Source organism: Xenorhabdus taiwanensis (genome assembly GCF_036512875.1).
Lineage (GTDB): Bacteria > Pseudomonadota > Gammaproteobacteria > Enterobacterales > Enterobacteriaceae > Xenorhabdus > Xenorhabdus taiwanensis.
This window is the reverse complement of sequence record NZ_AP028978.1, coordinates 3,055,385-3,075,335: the sequence shown is the minus strand read 5'-3', so window position 1 is coordinate 3,075,335 and position 19,951 is coordinate 3,055,385. Positions and strand designations below refer to the sequence as shown.

General features: G+C 45.8%; 20 protein-coding genes. 16 read left to right on the top strand and 4 right to left on the bottom strand.

The window, feature by feature from the left end; translation table 11 throughout:
- Positions 1-180: 180 nt before the first annotated feature.
- From ACE1SE_RS14295 to cobA, 3 genes are read right to left on the bottom strand one after another with little or no spacing between them, the layout of a single operon-like run.
- A complete protein-coding gene (locus tag ACE1SE_RS14295; RefSeq protein ID WP_374051432.1) occupies positions 181-1,041 on the bottom strand; it encodes a GHMP family kinase ATP-binding protein in 861 nt (286 codons plus the stop codon).
- Positions 1,034-2,107 (bottom strand): threonine-phosphate decarboxylase CobD, encoded by a 1,074-nt coding sequence (gene cobD, locus ACE1SE_RS14290; protein WP_374051431.1) that lies wholly within the window; start codon positions 2,105-2,107, stop codon positions 1,034-1,036. The genes ACE1SE_RS14295 and cobD overlap by 8 nt, the downstream gene beginning before the upstream one ends.
- Positions 2,104-2,862 (bottom strand): uroporphyrinogen-III C-methyltransferase, encoded by a 759-nt coding sequence (gene cobA, locus ACE1SE_RS14285; protein WP_374051430.1) that lies wholly within the window; start codon positions 2,860-2,862, stop codon positions 2,104-2,106. Before cobA ends, cobD begins: the two co-directional genes overlap by 4 nt.
- A gap of 756 nt (positions 2,863-3,618) precedes the next feature.
- On the opposite strand from cobA, the gene ACE1SE_RS14280 reads away from it, so the two are divergent.
- The 16 genes from ACE1SE_RS14280 to cobT all read left to right on the top strand — a co-directional run bounded on the left by ACE1SE_RS14280 (position 3,619) and on the right by cobT (position 18,037).
- On the top strand, positions 3,619-5,013 hold the full coding sequence (locus ACE1SE_RS14280) for a cobyrinic acid a,c-diamide synthase CobB (protein WP_374051429.1): 1,395 nt from the start codon (positions 3,619-3,621) through the stop codon (positions 5,011-5,013).
- Positions 5,010-5,969: an adenosylcobinamide-phosphate synthase CbiB gene (gene cbiB, locus ACE1SE_RS14275; protein WP_374051428.1), complete on the top strand. Its 960-nt coding sequence runs from the start codon at positions 5,010-5,012 to the stop codon at positions 5,967-5,969. Before ACE1SE_RS14280 ends, cbiB begins: the two co-directional genes overlap by 4 nt.
- Before the next feature lie 12 nt (positions 5,970-5,981).
- Positions 5,982-6,623 carry a cobalt-precorrin-8 methylmutase gene (locus tag ACE1SE_RS14270; protein ID WP_374051427.1) on the top strand — a complete coding sequence of 214 codons (642 nt, stop codon included), beginning with the start codon at positions 5,982-5,984 and terminating at the stop codon, positions 6,621-6,623.
- Positions 6,616-7,767: a cobalt-precorrin-5B (C(1))-methyltransferase CbiD gene (gene cbiD, locus ACE1SE_RS14265; protein WP_374051426.1), complete on the top strand. Its 1,152-nt coding sequence runs from the start codon at positions 6,616-6,618 to the stop codon at positions 7,765-7,767. The genes ACE1SE_RS14270 and cbiD overlap by 8 nt, the downstream gene beginning before the upstream one ends.
- Positions 7,764-8,384, top strand: a complete 621-nt coding sequence (locus ACE1SE_RS14260) for a cobalt-precorrin-7 (C(5))-methyltransferase (protein ID WP_374051425.1) — start codon at positions 7,764-7,766, stop codon at positions 8,382-8,384. Before cbiD ends, ACE1SE_RS14260 begins: the two co-directional genes overlap by 4 nt.
- A complete protein-coding gene (locus ACE1SE_RS14255; protein ID WP_374051424.1) occupies positions 8,381-8,965 on the top strand; it encodes a decarboxylating cobalt-precorrin-6B (C(15))-methyltransferase in 585 nt (194 codons plus the stop codon). The genes ACE1SE_RS14260 and ACE1SE_RS14255 overlap by 4 nt, the downstream gene beginning before the upstream one ends.
- Positions 8,958-9,761: a cobalt-precorrin-4 methyltransferase gene (locus ACE1SE_RS14250; protein ID WP_374051423.1), complete on the top strand. Its 804-nt coding sequence runs from the start codon at positions 8,958-8,960 to the stop codon at positions 9,759-9,761. Before ACE1SE_RS14255 ends, ACE1SE_RS14250 begins: the two co-directional genes overlap by 8 nt.
- Positions 9,742-10,842 (top strand): cobalt-precorrin 5A hydrolase, encoded by a 1,101-nt coding sequence (cbiG, locus tag ACE1SE_RS14245; RefSeq protein ID WP_374051422.1) that lies wholly within the window; start codon positions 9,742-9,744, stop codon positions 10,840-10,842. Before ACE1SE_RS14250 ends, cbiG begins: the two co-directional genes overlap by 20 nt.
- A complete protein-coding gene (locus ACE1SE_RS14240) occupies positions 10,836-11,561 on the top strand; it encodes a precorrin-3B C(17)-methyltransferase (RefSeq protein WP_374051421.1) in 726 nt (241 codons plus the stop codon). Before cbiG ends, ACE1SE_RS14240 begins: the two co-directional genes overlap by 7 nt.
- Positions 11,558-12,343 (top strand): cobalt-precorrin-6A reductase, encoded by a 786-nt coding sequence (locus ACE1SE_RS14235; RefSeq protein ID WP_374051420.1) that lies wholly within the window; start codon positions 11,558-11,560, stop codon positions 12,341-12,343. Before ACE1SE_RS14240 ends, ACE1SE_RS14235 begins: the two co-directional genes overlap by 4 nt.
- Positions 12,344-12,376: 33 nt before the next feature.
- Positions 12,377-13,165: a sirohydrochlorin cobaltochelatase gene (cbiK, locus tag ACE1SE_RS14230; RefSeq protein WP_374051419.1), complete on the top strand. Its 789-nt coding sequence runs from the start codon at positions 12,377-12,379 to the stop codon at positions 13,163-13,165.
- Positions 13,165-13,917, top strand: coding sequence for a cobalt-factor II C(20)-methyltransferase (locus tag ACE1SE_RS14225; RefSeq protein ID WP_374051418.1), 753 nt, complete (start codon positions 13,165-13,167; stop codon positions 13,915-13,917). Before cbiK ends, ACE1SE_RS14225 begins: the two co-directional genes overlap by 1 nt.
- Positions 13,918-13,976: 59 nt before the next feature.
- On the top strand, positions 13,977-15,542 hold the full coding sequence (locus ACE1SE_RS14220; protein ID WP_374051417.1) for a cobyric acid synthase: 1,566 nt from the start codon (positions 13,977-13,979) through the stop codon (positions 15,540-15,542).
- Entirely contained in the window at positions 15,539-16,084 is a 546-nt protein-coding gene (cobU, locus tag ACE1SE_RS14215) for a bifunctional adenosylcobinamide kinase/adenosylcobinamide-phosphate guanylyltransferase (RefSeq protein WP_374051416.1), read from the top strand. The genes ACE1SE_RS14220 and cobU overlap by 4 nt, the downstream gene beginning before the upstream one ends.
- Positions 16,081-16,839: an adenosylcobinamide-GDP ribazoletransferase gene (gene cobS, locus ACE1SE_RS14210; protein WP_374051415.1), complete on the top strand. Its 759-nt coding sequence runs from the start codon at positions 16,081-16,083 to the stop codon at positions 16,837-16,839. Before cobU ends, cobS begins: the two co-directional genes overlap by 4 nt.
- Before the next feature lie 112 nt (positions 16,840-16,951).
- Positions 16,952-18,037, top strand: coding sequence for a nicotinate-nucleotide--dimethylbenzimidazole phosphoribosyltransferase (gene cobT, locus ACE1SE_RS14205; protein WP_374051414.1), 1,086 nt, complete (start codon positions 16,952-16,954; stop codon positions 18,035-18,037).
- 49 nt (positions 18,038-18,086) lie between these two features.
- Here cobT and ACE1SE_RS14200 read toward each other — a convergent pair whose 3' ends face one another.
- Positions 18,087-19,691, bottom strand: a complete 1,605-nt coding sequence (locus tag ACE1SE_RS14200) for an AMP-binding protein (protein ID WP_374051413.1) — start codon at positions 19,689-19,691, stop codon at positions 18,087-18,089.
- Positions 19,692-19,951: the final 260 nt, after the last annotated feature.

Below are 19,951 nucleotides of genomic sequence, written 5' to 3'. Positions count from 1 at the left end.
GATTTAAATCCTGCCACCCGCCTTGAGGTGGGAGAAATTGATGATTTTGCCAACGCGAATGTCGAGTGACATAAAGGTGTCAATTGTAGCGGGTGTTAGAGTTGTATTTTCCATAGGGTTTAATTCATTGTTTAAATTATGTTACTTATAATAAGGAAAACGTGAAGATGTGTATAGATTTCAGCGAACACCACCCGCAATGAGTTTGACTTGGTGAATTTTCGGATAGTGCTCAGAAATCTTTTTTTGATGCAGCCACCAGCGCAGGTAATTTACGTCATGGCGATGTGAATTGAATAACAAGCCAATGATACTGCCGCTATGAGCAACATTCAGGCCATAAATGCCTGTCTGTTCGACTAAATCTCTCAGTTGATCAAAACAGGGTTTCGGTAGTATCGATTGGCTGGCGATGGCGCTTAATGTGCAAGCTTCCCCAAGGCGGCAGTTATCATGCTGTTGGTTCGCTGTATGGAATTGCCACCATGCTTGTTGGAATAAACAGGTGTTATTCCGCCATTGTGCGCGATGATCCTGTTGGTGATATTCTTCTGTCAAAATGGTTTGTGGACTTTCCAACAGCAAAATATCGATATTCGGTTGCCAATCGAAAGGGATTTGCGTTTGGGCGGTGAGATGATCAAACAAGGTTAATCGTTCGAATATCGTACTGTCAGTGGGTTCCAGTTTGACACAGAGTTGCGCTAGCTCTGTGCTTTTCAGTGGTTTGCCCAATAATCTGGCAGTGGCTTGGGCGGTAGCGGCAATATCTGCTGTGCTGCTGGCCATGCCTTTGGCGATTGGAATGGTCGATTGATACTCAATACGCAAACCAAAAGTTAATTCTGGCGGCTCCTGCCAGTAATCCAGCAGTAAATTTACCATCTGGCGCATACGTGGTCGTTCATGGGGTATGGGAATACCTTCACTAACGGAAACACAACTGAACCAATTGATTGGGCAGGAGATTAACTTTTCTCCCCCAAACAGCCATCCTTGTAGCAGTTCTCCACAGGAAGCGGGACAAGCGGCTTCAGCCATAGGCAAAAACCTGCTGCATGGCTGTGATCAGGCGCTGATTTTCCCACTCACTGCGCACAGCAATGCGATAATAACGTTCGTCTAATCCTGCATAATTTTTACAATGGCGAATCAACAATCGATGTTTAAGTAACGCATGCCATAGATCAACATTGGGGTGATTGCTGCGAAAGAACAGGAAATTAGCTGATGGCGGCCAGATAGTTAGTTCAGGGAAAGTTGAAAGCTGAGTCCATAGATAATGTTGCTGTGATGTTAGCCATTGATGTGTTGCAGCAATATAGTCATGTTCATCAAATAAAATCTCACCAACTCGCGCAGCAAAGGCATTAATTGACCACGGTTCACGTCGGTTTTTCATCTCTGCGATCCCTGCTATATTTCCGCTGACTAAATAGCCTAAGCGTAACCCAGGGATAGCAAAAAACTTGGTCATTGAACGCAAGATATAAAGATGCTTAGTGACAGTAAGTTGCGGAATCAGCCCTCGGTTATCAGGAAGAAAATCAATAAAGGATTCATCGACAATCAGCGAGATCCTTTGTTGCTCACAATATTCCACCAACGATTGCATAAATTGGGTATTTGGCATTAATCCGGTAGGGTTATTGGGCGTAGCGATAAAAACGCAATCAGGTTGAGTCGTAGAAAGTGTATCCAGCAGGCGTAAATCAGGCTGAAATCCGGCTTCCTCTGTTAATGGATAGTCGATAATTTCTGTTCCAATTTGCTGCAAGGCTCGTCGATATTCAGCAAATCCTGGGATAAGAAGCAAGGTTCGCTTAGGATTGAGATAACGGATGACGGTATAAATCAGTTCTGTTGCACCATTACCTGCTATTACCGAATTGTAATCGCATTGATGAGTCTTTGCGATTGCCTGATGCAAGTGGCGATATTCCACATCTGGGTACTTTTCGATATCAACAAGACTATCTTTAATCAATGTCTTAACCCGTTCTGGAGCACCTAGTGGATTGATATTGGCACTGAAATCAATCAGCTCATTGGCTGGAAGACCATATTGTTGAGCAATGCCGATGATATTACCGCCATGTTCACTCATGGTATTGCTCCGTGAGTAGGAGGGAAGGAGAGCATTGTTCCTAAATTGACGACATTACCAACCACAATCAGTGCGGGTGCATGTAGATCCTTCTCTTCCGCTTTTGCCGCCAGAGTTTCGAGTGTGCCTGTAACGCTTTCTTGTTTGGGATGGCTGGCATACATGATCACCGCAGCAGGTGTTGTGGGGGATTTACCATATAGCATCAACTGTTGGCAAATCTCCATCAGGCGGGTCATTCCCATTAGAATAACCAGTGTTCCTTCCAATTGGGCGAGTATTTCCCAGTTCTGTTGTTCGTTGCCTTGAGAAGTATGTCCGGTCACAACATGGAAACTCGATGCATAATTGCGGTGAGTGACGGGAATGCCGGCATAGGTTAATCCACCAATTGCGGAACTGATCCCCGGAATGATTTCAAATTTGATGCTATGTTGTGCCAGCACTTCCGCTTCTTCCCCTCCACGGCCGAAGACATAAGGATCGCCGCCTTTTAGACGAACAACCCGTTTCCCCGCCTGTGCATGCCTGACCAGAATTTGATTAATCTCTTCTTGTGGGATGGGGTGGTAATCATGCTCTTTCCCAACATTAATAATTTCACAGTGGTCTGGTACTTGAGCAATAAGTTCAGGATTGACGAGACGGTCATGGACAATGACATCCGCAGTTCGGATACAGTGCAGCCCTTTGACGGTGATTAAACCTGCATCACCAGGGCCGGCTCCCACTAACCATACATTGCCTTTATTCATTGGATTACCTCTATGGAATTAAAATATAAATCATCAAAGGAAAAAATATTTTCATTGGAATGATGAGGATCTGATTTTTATTTTTATAAATGACGGTTTATTCTGCCTTATACTTTTTATTTATTGCTTTATGGATGGTTTTTTCTTTTTTTATGATTGGTGTTGTGTCTATTTCAATCTTTTATAATTATTACTTTAATGCGGGGTAGGTAAGTTTGATTTATATCAATATTCGCATTCTTAAGTGTGAGTTATTTTCAAATTGAATTTTGTTGTCTGTTGAAAGTATTTTTATATATGAAAGTTTATTTATTGCATCAATTGTTTTTATTTTTTAATTAATTCAATGTGTTGACGATAATTCTTAATTAATGGATTTGTAGCTGTGTATTAGTTTTTATTTCGGTTGAAATAAAAATGGTGTTTAAAAATCAATAATCATGAACAAGATCACAAAAATAATAAAGGGTGTTTTTATAAAAATGAAAAATGTGTATTTTGAAAATAAATTTATTCTTCTGTTTTATTTTTCGTGAAATTAACATTGTGATAATGATTTTTATTAAGTTGCTTGTTTGTTACGAGATAAAGAAGGTGTAGATATCCACGTTATTGATGAAATATTAATTGTTTTGTCGAAAATGAACTAAAAGACGTTTATTTGATAAATATCAATGAATGAAAATCTGAGTTGCAGATTTAAAACTAATACCGATTTTAACACCAATACAGAATTAAATGTTTTGGGGTAAGCACATGCAACAGAAACATGCTTTTGTCATTGCAGGTACAAGTAGCGGGTGTGGTAAGACAACAGTTGCGCTGGGCATCATGCGAGCCTTGATGAACCGTTCACTGCGGGTACAGCCGTTCAAAATCGGGCCTGATTATCTGGATGGTGGCTGGCATCGTGCTGTGACGGGTGTCGCTTCACGTAATCTTGATGCTTTTATGTTACCTGAACTCATCCTGAATGGTTTGTTTAATCAGGTGATGGCTGAGCAAGATATTGCTGTAATTGAAGGGGTTATGGGTTTATATGATGGCTATGGTACTGATCCCAATTATTGCAGTAGTGCGGCAATGGCAAAGCAACTTGGCTGTCCAGTCGTTTTATTGGTGGATGGGAAGGCGGTTTCCACCTCAATTGCCGCTACAGTGATGGGGTTTCAGCAATTTGATTCAGCAGTCAATATTGTGGGAGTGCTGATCAATCGCGTCAATCGGCATAGCCATTTTCAGTTATTAAAACAAGCGATTGAAGGTTATTGCGGTATTCCTGTTTTGGGGCGGCTTCCAGTGATGCCAGAGGTTACCCTTCCTTCCCGCCATCTTGGGCTGATCCCTGCGCAAGAACAAGTCAGTCAATACGAAGAATGCTGGGCTCATCTGGCTCAGCAGATCGAAGATTCGGTGGATTTGGATAAATTGCTGGTATTAACCCAGCTATCTTCCTTGCCAAAAGGAAATATCAATTCCCTCATTGAGCCTGCGGTGGGGCAAGGTTTAACGCTGGCTCTGGCAGAAGATGAGGCATTTCACTTCTATTACCCTGATAACCTATTGTTGTTGGAAAAAGCCGGTGTGACTATCAAACGGTTCAGTCCCCTGCATGATCATCGGTTACCTGAATGCCAGATGATCTATTTGGGCGGGGGATACCCAGAAATTTATGCCCAAGCCTTATCTTCCAACTACGCCATGCATACGGCGTTACGTCAGGCGCAGCAAAAAGGTATCCCTATTTATGCGGAATGCGGCGGCTTGATGTATCTCGGCGATGCCCTGACTGATGCAGATGGTGTGCGGCATGGCATGGTGGGATTGATTGCCGGTGAAAGCCAGATGAGTGATCACCTGAAACGCTTTGGTTACTGCGAAGCCACGGCGATGTGTGATACGCCTTTAGTGGCGAAAGGAGAAACGCTGCGCGGGCATGAATTCCATTACTCAGATTTTATTTCGACTCAACCTCCGGTTTTTCAGTGTGTTAAATGGTGTGATCCAAAAGGAACATTAAAAACAGTGCAGAAAAGCTGGCTGGGAGGCTACCAGAATGGCAATACCCTGGCGGGCTATCTGCATATTCATTTTGCCCAACGCCCCAATTTTCTCCATCGCTGGTTGATGATGGCGCGGAGGCTGTTATGACCGTTTTATTGTGGTTTGCGGCTTTTATTCTGGATATGAAATTGGGTGATCCCCCTCATTGGCCGCACCCCGTGCGCTGGATAGGACAACTTACTCACCGGATTGAGCAATTTATTCGCCGGATTTGCCAAACCGAAACTGACTTGAAATGGGGCGGTGTACTGTTATGGCTGGTGGTAGTAGGGAGTGTTTGGCTGGCGAGCTATTGGGTTTTGCAATTGACCTATGGCGTGACGTTCTGGCTGGGATGTTTGGCTGAAGTTTGGCTGATTTATACCGTGTTGGCAGGGCGTAGCTTGGGTGATGCGGCAAACGCTGTTTATCAGGCATTGTGTCAGGGGGATTTGAACGCCAGCCGTAAGCAGCTTGCCAACATTGTCGGTCGGGATACTTACCAATTGCAAACGCCACAAATTAGCCGTGCTGCGATTGAAACCGTGGCAGAAAACAGCGTGGATGGGGTAATTGCCCCATTGTTCTTCTTAATGCTTGGCGGTGTTCCGCTTGCCATGACTTATAAGGCAATCAATACCCTCGATTCCATGGTGGGCTATAAAACGCCTCGTTATCGGGCTCTGGGGATGTTTTCAGCACGTATGGATGATGTGGCGAATTGGGTGCCTGCCCGTTTGGGCTGGCTTCTGCTGGCAATGGCTGCGAAATGGCAGGGATTGGATTTTCGGCAGGCGCTGCGCATTGGCTGGCGTGATCGCTATCAACACAGTAGCCCCAATAGTGGCTGGCCGGAAGCAACCGTGGCAGGGGCATTGGGCATCCGTCTTGGTGGGCCGAATATTTACTTTAACCAGCTAGTCAAAAAGCCGTGGATTGGTGATGCAAGGCGCGAAGTCACACCCGACGATATCCCGCAGTCTGTTCAGATGATGAGGGTGGCATCAATGATGGCACTTCTGCTGTTTGCGCTGCTGCATAGTCTGACCAGTGTGACAGTATAAGGAGGAAACGGCATGAGCAGCTACATCCGACAACCCCAACAGATAGAAAGAAATAGCTTTGATATTATCAGCCAGCTTATTTTCGAAGCGCGGCCTGATTATCGTTTTGTAGATGCAGATCAAGAAGCGGTGATCAAACGGGTAATCCATACCACCGCTGATTTTGATTGGCTTGATATTCTTTATTTTTCCCCCGATGTTTTGCACCACATTCGCGATGGTATATTGCGTGGCTGTACGTTATATACCGATACAACAATGGTGCTATCTGGCATCAATAAAATGCGTCTGGCTCAGCATGGCAGCAAATGCCGTTGTTATGTCAGCGATCCCCGCGCCATTCAAATGGCAAAAGCCCAGCAAATTACACGTTCAATGGCGGCAGTCGATCTGGCCCTGCAAGAAGTAGGGGAGAAAATTTTTGTCTTTGGCAATGCCCCGACTGCGCTGTTTCGTTTGATGGAGCATCAATTTGCACCGATTGCAGTCGTTGGTGTACCTGTTGGGTTTGTTGGCGCAGAAGAATCAAAGAATGCCCTGATCAATAGCGGATTAAATTGTATTGCAGCAAAAGGGCGCAAGGGAGGCAGCAATATTGCCGCGGCCATTATCAACGCCATTTTGTACCGGATGCCGGAGGTAAGGCATGAATGAACAAACTAATGGCCTCGGAACGGTTTGGCATCGGGGAAAGCAGTATCGCAAGGGCTACACCACGGGTTCTTGTGCTACAGCCGCCGCACGAGTCGCTGCGTTAATGATCTTGCGTCAGCAAATTATTCATCAGGTTTCGATTGTCACGCCTTCAGGTGTTCCCTTGGTCTTGAATGTCGAGCAACCTTTGATTGAAGGACAACAGGCGATTGCGGCTATCCGCAAAGATGGTGGCGATGATGTGGATGCAACCCACGGTATGTTGGTTTTTGCCCGTGTTTCCCTGAATGACAGCAAAGTGATCACACTGGATGGTGGTGAAGGCATTGGCAGGGTAACGCGAGTGGGAGTTGGTTTGCCGATTGGCTGGGCAGCGATTAATAAAACTCCACGGCATACCATTGAAGAAGCAGTACGGGAGGTAATCGGTTTGCACCGTGGGGCAGATATCGTCATTTTTGCCCCTGAAGGTAAGGCGCGGGCGAAGAAAACCTATAACGACAGATTGGGGATTAAGGGCGGTATTTCGATTATTGGCACGACAGGCATTGTGACGCCGATGTCGGAAGAGAGCTGGAAACGTTCTCTGGCGCTGGAATTAGAAGCCAAACGTGCCAGTGGGTTAGATCGCATTATTTTTGTGCCGGGAAATCACGGTGAACGTTTTGTCAGCCAGCAGTTGGGTATTGATGCGAACTATGTTGTCACAATGAGTAATTTTGTCGGTTACATGTTGCAAGAGGCTGTGCGTCTGGAATTCCGCCATGTGGTGCTGGCAGGGCATGTTGGCAAGCTGGTGAAAATTGCTGCCGGTATCTTTCATACCCACAGCCATATTGCTGATGGTCGCATGGAAACGCTGATTGCCAATTTGGCCTTGATAGGCGCACCTTTCGAACTGATTCAAGCCGTGGATCAATGTGATACCACCGAAGCGGCCATTGAGTTGATTGCAGAACAGGGCTGGCAGACCGTGTACCCACAAATTGCCCAGAAAATCTGCGGGCGTATCGACCAAATGCTACGTTTCGCCAGTGGTAAGCCGCAGTGTGACGCCATTCTATTCTCTTTTGATAACCAGGTCTTGGGCTGCAATCGACCTGTGGACGCGATAGTGAGGGATTTTATGGAGGATTGCCGATGATCACTGTTGTTGGTGTTGGCCCAGGAGCCGCTGCAAACCAGACATTGGCTGCGTTGGAGGCTATCAGGCAGGCAGAAGTGTTGGTCGGAGGAAAGCGCCATCTCGCTGAATTTCGCCATTTCAAGGGGGAAACCCGCCGTTTGGATGCGGATGTGGATGGATTGATGCAATGGCTTGAACAGAATCAGCATCGGCAAATAGCCGTGCTGGCTTCGGGTGATCCCCTCTTTTATGGCATAGGCAAACGAATCACTGAGCATTTTTCTGGACAAAATACCCGCATCATCTCCGGCATCAGTTCAATCCAATATTTGTGCGCCCGGATTTTGCTGGATATGAATGACATTTACCTGACCAGCAGCCACGGACGCCAACCGGATTTTGATTGGCTACTTCAACACGAAAAAATCGCTATGGTAACGGATGACGTTATTGGCCCTTACCGGATTGCGCAAGAGATTCTGGCACGCGGGCAGCAGCGTCGCATGGTGATTGGTAAAAATTTATCCCATGAACATGAACAAATTATTTGTTTGCTCGCGGAACAGATCGTGCAACGCGGCGACATGGATTATGGCCTGAATGCAGTGGTGATTTTAAATGGTGAACCTGAATGAAAGATGAACTGTTTTTGCGTGGTCATCGCATTCCCATGACCAAAGAAGCGGTTAGGGCTCTGGCACTGGAACGATTAGAACTGGAAAAAGCCAACCGTCTTATTGATGTTGGTGCAGGGACGGGCAGTGTCAGTATTGAAGCGGCATTGCGCTATCCCGCATTAGATATTCTCGCCATTGAACGCAAGGAAGAGGCATTGTTGCTGCTTGCTGAAAATGTCCGACATTTTGGCTGCCATAGGGTTCGTATCCAGTCTGGTATTGCTCCTATACCATTAGACAGTATTGCGGATGCTATTTTCATTGGCGGAACCGGTGGATATCTGACAGAAGTCATTGATTGGGCATTGCTGCACTTGAACCCAGGCGGGCGTCTGGTGATGACTTTTATCCTGCTGGGAAATCTCACGCAAGCATTGTCGCACCTAAAATCCTGTCGGGTGACAGCGCTTGATGGGCGTGAGATTCAGGTGGGAGAACTGACGGCACTCGGGCAAGGACATTATTTCAAACCCAACAATCCGACTTATTTGCTGTCCTGCCAGAAAGAGTCTGAGCAAAAGGAGCGGGATAATGCCTGAACATATTAATTCTGGACATATGGATAACATCAGTTTTGATACTGAAAAAGTCTGGTTTGTTGGTGCAGGGCCAGGGGATAAGAGCCTGATTACTCTGAAAGGCTATCAATTATTACGTCAGGCTCAAGTAGTGATTTATGCCGGTTCTCTGATTAATTGGGAGTTACTGGATTATTGCCATGCAGATGCCGAATGTCATGACAGCGCAAGGTTGACGTTATCGGAAATCACGGAATTGATGGTAAATGGCGTGAAAGCGGGCAAGTTGGTGGTTCGCCTGCAAACGGGAGATTTATCGCTGTTTGGCTCTATCCGTGAACAGGTTGAAGAACTGGCAAATCACGCCATTGATTTTGTCTCTGTGCCTGGGGTGAGTTCGTTTCTTGGCGCTGCTGCGCAATTAGGCGTGGAGTACACCGTACCCGAAGTCGCGCAAAGTTTGATTATTACCCGTATGGAAGGCAGAACGCCCATGCCGCCACGGGAAACGCTGGAAGCCTTTGCTGCCCACCAAACTTCGATGGCGATCTTCCTTTCGGTACAGAACATGACAGAGGTTGTGGATCGATTAATTCAAGGAGGATATGGGCAGGAAACCCCTGTTGCCGTGGTTTACAAGGCAACCTGGCCGGATTGCCAGATTGTGCGAGGGACATTAGCGACGATTGCTGAACAGGTAGGCAGCGCCGGCATTCGTAAAACGGCTTTGATATTGGTAGGCGCTTTTCTTGGGGAAGAGTATCACTATTCGAAACTGTACGATGCGAGGTTCAGTCATGAATATCGTAGCGCCTGACTTAATATCATCTAACAAAGAATATGCCTTGTTTTGCCTGACAGAAGGGGGGGTGGCGTTGGCTCGCCGCTTGCAATCCCATTTGGCAATAGATTGTTTTACTTCCCCTGAGTTGGTGGAAAGTGAATTTATGGATGCCGATAGCGGATTTATCGTATTTGAAGGCGGTTTTGCTAATACGGTACGTAAGGTATTCACCCAATACGGTGCGTTGATCATGGTTGGGGCGACGGGGATCGCCATTCGGGTTATCGCCCCGCTGCTCAAGGACAAAATGACCGATCCGGCGGTTGTCGTACTGGATGAAAAAGGGCAGTTTGCTATCAGTTTATTGTCGGGGCATATGGAAGGTGCAAATAAACTGGCGCAACAGATCGCCGATATTCTCGATGGTCAGGCGGTGATCACTACTGCAACCGATGTTAACCAGGTCGCCGCATTAGATCTGTTATCGCAAGAAATTGATGGAACAATGGAGAATTTCCGTGCCAATGTCAAAACCGTTAATCAAATGCTGGTCAATGGCAAGCGGGTGGGGATTTTGTGGCATCCCAACTTGAATGATGAGAAAGATCGCTATGACACGCGTGGGTTCATTCCAGTTGACGTTCTTGAGGATCGGCCTGAGCTGGATGCTCTGGTATACATCAGCTATGAACGAACAAATCTGGCACTGGCAATCCCCACTTTTAAATTAATTCCGCGCCGTATCGTTGCAGGAGTGGGTTGTCGGCGGGGAGTGGAAGCGAAACGGCTCACAGAATTATTGGATCGCCATCTGGCAGAACATGGTCTTGAATCTTTGGCGTTAAAAGCCGTCGGCAGTGTTGAGCTGAAAAAAAACGAGCCGGCGCTAATCCAATTGGCACAAGAGCGTCAAATTCCATGCCAAATCTTCTCTGTTAATCAGCTCGCCCAATGTGAACAGACATTTCCGGTTTCTGAATTTGTCCGAAAAACGGTGGGCATAGGTTGTGTCTCCCAACCGGTAGCCTGGCTAATGAGTCAGGGGCACTTGGTTGGTCATACCCTGCGTGAGCAGGGCGTTACCATCACATTAGGAGTATTGCATCCATGTTAACTGTCATTGGAATTGGTCCCGGCAGCGAAGCCATGATGACGCAGGAGGCGATGACTGCATTGAAAGCGGCAGACATTGTAGTGGGTTACAAAACCTATACCCATCTGGTGAAACCACTGGTAGGCGATAAAGAAATTATCAAAACCGGCATGTGCAAAGAGATTGAGCGCTGCCAGACAGCCATTGAGCTGGCCGAACAGGGCAAAAATGTGGCGGTAGTTTGTAGCGGTGATGCGGGTATTTATGGCATGGCTGGCTTGATTTTGGAATTGGTCAGCCAGCAAAAGCGCAATGTAGAAGTTAGGCTGGTGGCGGGAGTGACGGCGAGTACGGCTTGCGCCACCTTGCTTGGTGCGCCATTGATGCATGACTTTTGTCATATCAGCCTAAGCGATCTGCTCACCCCGTGGGAGGTGATTGAAAAGCGGGTGCAGGCAGCGGCAGAAGCTGATTTTGTGGTCTGTTTCTATAATCCTCGTAGTCGCGGACGGGAAGAACATTTGGCACGGGCATTTTCCTTGATGGCTCCGTGGAAATCACCAGAAACGCCTGTTGGAGTGGTAAAAGCGGCAGGGCGCAAACATGAGGATAAATGGCTGACGACTTTGGGTTCAATGGATTTTTCCCGTGTTGATATGCGCAGTCTGGTGATAGTGGGCAATCAGTCAACGTATATACGTGATGGGCTGATGATCACGCCGAGAGGATATAAGTTATGAAACGGCCATTGGTTCACATTTTTGGCGGTACGAGCGATGCCCGCCAGATTTGTGTGATGATGGATATTGCCGGCATAGATTATGGCTTGTCAGTGGCGACACCAGCGGGAGCACAGCAAGCGATGGGTGTTCGCGGCGAAATTGTTACTGGCAGGATGGAAACCGAAGAGATGGCTGAATATCTGCAAAAGCGAGGGACGAAAATGGTGATTGATGCGTCCCATCCTTATGCTGAACGGCTGAGTCAAAACATTGTTAGTGCTTGCCAAAAGTTGGGTATTCCTCTGATTTGTTACATTCGCCCCAGCGATATTGATGCTATTGAACATCCTCTCATTCATAAAGTAGCAACCATTAAGCAGGCGTGTGAAATAGCAGCCAGCTTGGCAACCCGTATTTTGCTGACAACTGGCAGTAAGCAATTGGCCGATTATATGGCTCACCTGCAAGGAAAAACCGTGCTGGCCCGTGTATTGCCCACCGCAGAAGTTTTGGTGATGTGTGAAGCCTGTGGCTTAACAGTTGATCAGATTTTTGCCCTCAAAGGTCCATTCAGTGCCGATTTCAATCGGGCATTTTACCAATTTTGTCAGGCGGAGGTCGTCATTACCAAAGAGTCTGGTGAACAAGGCGGTTTCAGGGAGAAAGTGGCACCTTGCCTCTCTCTTGGGTTGCCTTGCATCGTACTTTGTCGTCCAAAGCAGCAATTTGCAGGTAAGGGGATCACGCAGGCCAATGGATTGGAAGAGATGACGCGATTATTGGCAAATTTTTGCATGTAAATAGACCAATATAGACCAATAAGGAAAAGCGAAATGAAAAAAGCATTATTGGTGATAAGTTTCGGAACCAGTTATCCCGAAACGCTGAAAAACAATATTGAAGCCTGTGAGCAGCAATTGGCCTCAGTGTTTCCAGACAGGGAACTATTTCGGGCATTTACCTCTGGCATGATCATTCGCAAATTGCGCCAACGCGATAACATTCATATTGATACTCCCCATGATGCACTGACCAGATTGCATCATGCTGGTTATGACGATGTTGCTGTGCAATGTCTGCATATCATTAATGGCGATGAGTATGAAAAAGTGCGGCGTGAGGTTGAGAAATTTCGTCCTCGTTTTAAGCGGTTGGTGCTGGGCGCCCCGTTACTTAGCCACTTTGATGATTACCTGCAATTGATGCGGGCACTGCGCCCCCAGCTTCCGCGGTTGGCAGAGAATGAATGTGTCGTTTTTATGGGACATGGCACAACCCACCCTGCTTTTTCTGCTTATGCCTGTCTGGATCACCTGATGAGCCACTACCATTTTCCGGCACGGGTAGGCGCGGTGGAAAGCTATCCCGAACTTCCTCTGATCATCAAGGGATTAAAAGAGCAAAAAATCCGCAAGGCTTATCTAATGCCATTGATGCTGGTGGCAGGCGATCATGCCATTAATGATATGGCTTCCAATGAAGAAGACTCCTGGAAATCACAGTTAGAGAATGCGGGTATCGTCGCGTTCCCTTGGTTACAGGGATTGGGGGAAAACCCGATGATTCGGCAGATGTTTGTCGATCACCTTGCTTACGCGTTAAATGATCAGGAGAAAGCCTGATGAACGAAACAGCAGGAAAATTGTATGTGATGGGCGTTGGCCCAGGTGCCCGTGATCTGATGACTGTGCGGGCAGCGCGTATTCTTTCTGAGCTTGATGTGATCTATACCCCGACGGGAAAAAAAAGCACCAAAAGTCTCGCTCACTCCATCATTGAAGAGTACCTTTCGCCGAAAACGGAAGTTTGCACTTACCATTTTTTAATGAAAGCCGACATAGCAGCAAAACAAGCCGTGTGGGATGAAGTAGCGCGAGCTTTGAAAGAGGAAGTGGCTAATGGCAGGAAAGTCGGTTTTATCACTTTGGGTGATCCAATGCTGTTTAGTACATGGGTATTTCTTTTGCAGCGGTTGGTATCGCAACAGATGGCCTCTCCCTCATGGTTGGAAATTGTGCCTGGGATCACCTCATTTTCTGCCATTGCCGCAGCCAGTGCGATGCCACTAGCGATGGAAGATCAAACATTGGCTGTCATTTCCTGTACCGCTTCTGAAGCTGTTTTAGAGCAAGCATTACTCAATCACGACTGCATTGTCCTGATGAAAGTCTATTCGCGTTTTCCCCTGATCCGTGACCTACTGCAACGTCACAATCTATTAGAACATGCATTGATGATGGCTGATGCTTCTTTGCCGACTGAGCGATGTTGGCGCAATCTCGCCACATTGTCCCTCAGCGAAAACGAGAGGATGCAGGAATTATCATATTTTTCAACAATTTTGGTTAATAAAAACTGGCAATTATCAAGGTGAGTGATAATGGTATGCCGATGACGGATAAAAGTACACGGTGAAATAAGGGAGAAAATAGAATGACATTATCGATGATGATTCAGGGAACGGCATCTGATGCCGGTAAAAGTGTGCTGGCAGCAGGATTTTGCCGGATATTTGCACAGGATGGTTATCGTTGCACTCCCTTTAAATCACAGAATATGGCACTGAATTCTGGGATTACCGCAGATGGCAAAGAGATGGGACGAGCACAGATATTCCAAGCGGAAGCAGCGGGGATTACACCGGATGTACGTATGAATCCTGTATTGTTGAAACCCACCAGCGATCGCAAGGCCCAAGTGGTTTTTATGGGGAAAGTGATGTGTAGCATGAATGCGGTGGAATATCACGAACATAAGCCTCAATTGCTCCAGCAGATTTTGATGGCATATAACGGGTTAGCAGCAGAAACGGATATCATGGTGTTAGAAGGGGCGGGCAGTCCGGCTGAGATCAATTTGCGTGATCGCGATATTGTTAATATGGGGATGGCTGAATTAGTGGATGCTCCGGTCATTTTGGTAGCAGATATTGATCGTGGAGGTGTATTTGCATCCATCTACGGCACATTGGCTTTGCTTAAACCTGAGGAAAAAGCCCGCATCAAGGGGGTGATCATCAATAAATTTCGCGGTGATGTCTCTTTATTGCAATCAGGGATAGAGCAGATAGAAGCCTTAACACAAGTCCCGATATTGGGGGTATTGCCGTGGCTGGAGCTTGATTTGGAAGATGAAGACAGTGTCGCTTTGCAGGTGGGTAAATATGATCGCCAGCGGCAAAAAACAGAAGATTGTCTGGATATTGTTGTCATCCAATACCCCCATATTGCCAATTTCACCGATTTTAATGCGCTGGCAGCTCAACCAGATGTGCATTTGCGTTATGTCTGCGAACCTTCTGAGCTGCAACAAGCCGACCTTATCCTTCTTCCCGGTAGCAAAAATACATTGGCAGATTTGGCATGGTTAAAAATCAAGGGGTTTGAGCAGGCAATTATCACAGCCCGTCAGAAAAATGTGCCGATTATCGGGATCTGTGGTGGTTATCAAATGTTAGGTAAGCAGATTATGGATGGGGTGGAATCCGGCTTAACTCAAATGGCAGGATTAGGATTATTGGATACGGAAACCCACTTTGCCAGTGAAAAACAGACCGCACAGGTTAGGGGCGTAGTAGTGCCTGCATTGTCAGGTATGCTGAAATCATGCAGCGAACAACCGATTGCGGGTTATGAAATCCATCTGGGAACCACTCGGCTTGGTAAGCAGGTAATGCCTTTTGCCCAAATACATTGGCGCAATGGCGAAGAAAAAAATAGTGAAGAAAAAAACGGGTTTGATGGTGCTGTTACTCAAGATGGTTTGGTGATGGGAAGTTACCTGCATGGTCTGTTTGATCAAAACACGTTTACCCGTTCACTATTAAATCAATTGCGTATCAGAAAAGGCTACGCTCCACTGGAAAATGTGGCCTTTAATTACCTCCAGTACAAAGAAAAACAATTCAATAGATTGGCTGCCAGTATGCGTGAACATCTGGATATTGCGCGGATTTATCAATTAATGCATGAGCACAACTCTAGTGGGATCAGGCCATGATTCTGGTAACAGGGGGGGCTCGCAGCGGCAAAAGTACCTACGCTGAACGCCTGCTCGCTAAACAGTGCGAGCAGGTATTATATATCGCGACAGCACAGGTTACGGATGAAGAAATGGCGGCTCGTATTGAGCGACATAAACAGGAGCGTCCGGCACATTGGCGAACCTGGGAAGGTCATCAAAATTTAGGCTTAGTTATCCGCCAGCACCGTCAACCCCAAGAGGGCGTTATACTAGAGTGTGTTACCACATTAATTGCCAACTTGTTGTTTGACCTATCAGGTGGTGTATCATCTGATGACCTAGATTTCGCCTCATTGGAGGTAGTTATCCATCATCAGATCGATGACCTGATTGAGGCTGGCTTGATGTGTCCGACGCCAGTGTATTTGGTAACCAACGAGTTGGGAATGGGCATTACACCTGAAAACCGACTGGCACGCCATTTTGTCGATATTGCTGGACGTGCTAACCAAAAACTAGCACAAGCGGCTAAAGAAGTCTGGCTGGTGGTTTCGGGCATTGGAGTGAAGATCAAATGAAACTGCCCCTTTTTTGGGTCACACTACAATTTATGACACGACTTCCAATCCCGCAAAAGTGGGCGGAAGGCGTCGGTTTTCGTCAATATTGGCGTGGTGTGCCTTATTTTCCATTGGTTGGGTTAATTGTTGGTGGTTTGGCTGGCTTGGTATCACTTTTGATCAGCCAGTCGGGTGGAGGAATGTATATTGGTGCGATGGGTTATGTGTTGGCTTTGGTTTTATTGACGGGAGGGTTACATTTAGATGGATTGGCGGACACGTGTGATGGGCTGTTTTCCTCCCGCCAGCGAGAAAAAATGCTGGAGATCATGCGCGATAGCCGGCTTGGAACTTATGGCGGTGTCGGGTTAATTTTCTGTATCTTGCTTAAAACATTAGCTGTCGTTGAATTATCTTATCATCCCCCCCTCTATTTGCTTGCCCTGTTGACCTGTACATCGATTGTCGGACGTACAGCCGTGGTGCTTTTAATGTATGCGCAACGTGACGCCCGTGAAGGTGAGGGAATGGGAAGCAGTTATATTGGCCAAATTAGCGTTTCTGCAACGATGCTGACTTTGTTGTCTGGTGTTGTATTGGTGATGGTATTGGGGAATTGGCAAACCTTGTCGGCAATGATGGTGTCGTTGCTTGTGGTTTACGGGCTTGCCCTCTATTTCAGTTATCGTCTTGGTGGACAAACTGGCGATACGCTGGGGGCATCCATTGAGGTAGGAGAAACTGTTTTTTTGATGGCAATGATTTGGCAGTAAACAAAGTCAATCAGGAGAAGCAAGGGGCTTACAGTATTGTCGGTACCCATGTGGGATTTACCACGTTGCGCATGTTCAACGCTCAGACAGAATGTCAGTTGGATGGATAAACATGACACTACAATCATTGATTGATGCGATCCAACCTCTGGATCGGGAAAACATGGAAAAAGCGGCACAGCACGTTGACAGCTTAGTCAAGCCATTGGAAAGTTTGGGGCGTCTTGAAGCATTGGCGATCCAACTATCGGGTATGCCTGGTATTGCTGGTCTGCAAAACCTGCAAAAAGAGATTATCGTCATGTGTGCTGATCATGGTGTATATGACGAAGGCGTAGCTATTTCACCTAAAAACGTTACGGCCATACAGGCACGCAATATGCTGAAAGGGTTAACAGGTGTTTGTGTGCTGGCAAAAAACAGTGGAACACATGTCTTGCCTGTGGATATTGGCATAGATTGTGATCCTATCGAAAAAATATTGTCCCTTAAAATAGCACGGGGTTGCGGCAATATTGCCAAAGGGGCGGCGATGGATTATGAACACGCTGAAATGCTGTTGCTGACAAGCGCACAACTGGTGCAAAAGCGCATTGCGGCAGGAATAACGGTATTTGGTATTGGAGAGTTAGGCGTTGCCAATACGACTGCGGCAGCCGCAGTTATCAGTGTCCTGACAGGAAGTGATCCCTGTGATGTGGTTGGGTTAGGCGCTAATTTACCTTCTGAGCGGCTGGCGCATAAACAAACCATTGTGCGGCAGGCTATTGCCATCAATCAGCCAGATAACAAAAATGCCATTGATGTATTGGCAAAAGTGGGAGGATTTGAACTTGTCGGCATGGCTGGTGTGATCTTGGGAGCGGCGGCTTCTGGTGTACCTGTGGTACTTGATGGTTTCTTATCTTATGCGTCAGCATTAGCCGCATGTCAAATATCCTCCATAGCACGGGATTATTGTATCCCTTCCCACATGTCGGCAGAAAAAGGTGCTGCACTGGCGTTACAATATTTGAATTTGCAACCCTACCTGCATTTAGATTTGCGTCTTGGTGAGGGCAGCGGTGCGGCCATTGCTATGTCCCTGATTGATGCAGCCTGCTCGATGTATTGCCATATGGGGAAATTAGCAAGTAGTGGGATCAACTTACCTGCATTAGAAAGGCCGCACGTAATAGCGCCGTCTTTAAACATATAAATTAAGCCCAAAGGATTAATTTATCGTTATTGTCTTTATGCGAGTTATATCAGTCTTTAACACGTTTTCTCAATTGTTCTTTCACAACTTTGCCATTGGCATTTCGTGGTAAAGTTAAAAAAGTATATCCTTTGGGGCGTTTATACCGTGCTATTACAGTACAAATATAATCGTCTAACTCTTGCTCTGTGATTGATGCATTTTCGGCGGATTCAATAAAAGCATGGGGAACTTCTCCCCAATAGGGATCGGGTTTTGCCACAACAGCAGCAGCCAAAACACCCGGGTAACTGGACAGGGCATTTTCTAGCTCAAGACTGGAAATATTCTCACCACCAGAAATAATGATATCTTTTTTTCTATCGATGATTTTGATATAGCCATCAGGATCGACGACAGCTAAATCACCAGTATAAAACCATTGATTGGTGATCTCCGGTGTAACATGACGTACAGGATCATAAGCTGCTACGATATTACCGCGAATAGCGATCTCGCCGATGGTTTTGCCATCAAAAGGAACTACTGAGTTATTTTTATCAATAACGCTCACCTGCCCTTGTAAATTAGAAACAATTCCCTGACGCATCCGTTTTAAGACTTTTTCTGATTCTGGTAGTGCTTGCCATTCATGCTTATTTTCACAAACAACGACAGGACCATAAGTTTCGGTTAATCCATAAACATGCGTTGCATTGATACCGACCTCGTCCAGCAATGAAAACATCATTTCTGTCGGTGGGGCGCCAGCAATCAAGCCGTAAACGCGACCACCAAAATGCTTTCCATGCTTTTGCATTATCTTGCCTAAAGAGTAGTGAATAATCGGGGCACCGCAATAGTGGGTTACGTGATGTTCCTGGATAAGTTGCATCGTTTCTTCTGCATCAAATTTTCTTATGCAGATATGGGTGCCAGCCCGTGCCGCAACTGTCCACGGGAAACACCAGCCATTGCAGTGAAACATGGGAAGAGTCCATAAAAAGGTGGGAGTCCTGGGCATATCCCAATCCAGAATATTAGAAATAGCATTTAAAAATGCCCCACGGTGAGAATAAACAACCAGTTTCGGTTGCCCGCTGGTGCCCGAAGTGGAATTGATACTGATTGCGGCTTGTTCGTCAATTTGGCTAAATGAGAGTGTTTTTGATGAGTGTTCGGTTACCAGTGATTCGTAAGATATAAATTCATGTCCGGCAGGAGATATAGGAATAGCTGAGTTGTTTTCATCAACAATAATTATCTTAATTGGATTGTTGAAAGAGATATTATTTAATAGTGAAAGATAACTTTTGTCGATGAATAATATTTTAGGATGTAGTTTTTCAAAAACAAAATTTAATGTGGCTGCATCTGTTCGGGTACTCAAAGCATTGAGGATACCGCCGGACAAAGGAACAGCAAAATGTAATTCAAGCAATTCATGAATATTGGGTAAAATAGCCGAGACTACACTTTCTTTATCCACCCCCATTTGTTGGAGAGAGATAGCAATTCTTTCACAGCGATTAGCATATTGGTGCCAGGTCCAACGCTGTTTTCCATCAATGATAGCTATATCATTACCATTGCTTAATACAGCTCTTTTAAGAAATAAAATCGGTGATAATGTTGTACCGGTATATTCACGTAAGAATGAATTATCGAGAATCATACTTTTCACTCCATGTTATTTCGTTAACAAAATGTTATGTACTTTAAAAGTAATCTCTGGCAGAAAAATAAGCAATGTCGGAAAAATTTAAGAAGAAAGCTTTATTTCAATTTTTCATGTAAATAATGCGACCTTATTTTATGTTTTTTAATATGCTGTTTTCATTTATTAAATTTGATAAAGTCACGGTTTAAAAATAAATTAAAGAATTATATTTAAGGTAATAAAAAAACGCTCACCACTAATACAAAAGGAAAAGC